Annotated in this window: 2 pseudogenes; both read right to left on the bottom strand. The window is 60.0% G+C overall.

Annotated elements, in window-relative coordinates:
* Nucleotides 1-207 (bottom strand): annotated as a pseudogene (locus JWG43_RS18905) (chromosome partition protein MukF); the annotation flags it as partial.
* A 115-nt stretch (nt 208-322) separates the two neighbouring features.
* A pseudogene (locus tag JWG43_RS20500) lies at nt 323-410 on the bottom strand (tRNA uridine 5-oxyacetic acid(34) methyltransferase CmoM); the annotation flags it as partial.

The raw sequence follows: 410 nt of genomic DNA, 5'->3' as shown, positions 1-410 counted from the left end.
GGAGAGGGTCTCGTCCATCTGGCCGAAGGCGTTGCTCACATAACCGAAGGCGTCGTGCAGCGCGGCTTCCGACAGATCCGATTCATCCTCGGAGAGTGTCTTGATCGCGATCAGAAAGGCCAGCCTGTCGGTGGGGAGGTTCAGGGACAACCCCTCCTGTCTGACCCATCCCACCGTCTCTGGCAGGGTACGGGATGTACTCATCATGACGTTATCATCTCGTTGTTATAACCGACGGGTCACTCGCCCGCCGTGGTGATATAGGCCGGGGTCGGTGGCACCCCGACGGCTCGATCCCGCATCACATTCACGCCGGTTCGTCTCAACCGGCCGGTTTCTGGGCCATCACATGGATGTAGCGCCCAAGGGACACAAAGGGTTCCTGACGGCAATAGTGCTGCTCCATGACC

This window comes from Desulfobulbus alkaliphilus (assembly GCF_016918545.1).
GTDB lineage: Bacteria > Desulfobacterota > Desulfobulbia > Desulfobulbales > Desulfobulbaceae > Desulfobulbus > Desulfobulbus alkaliphilus.
This window is presented reverse-complemented; position numbering and strand designations above follow the sequence as displayed.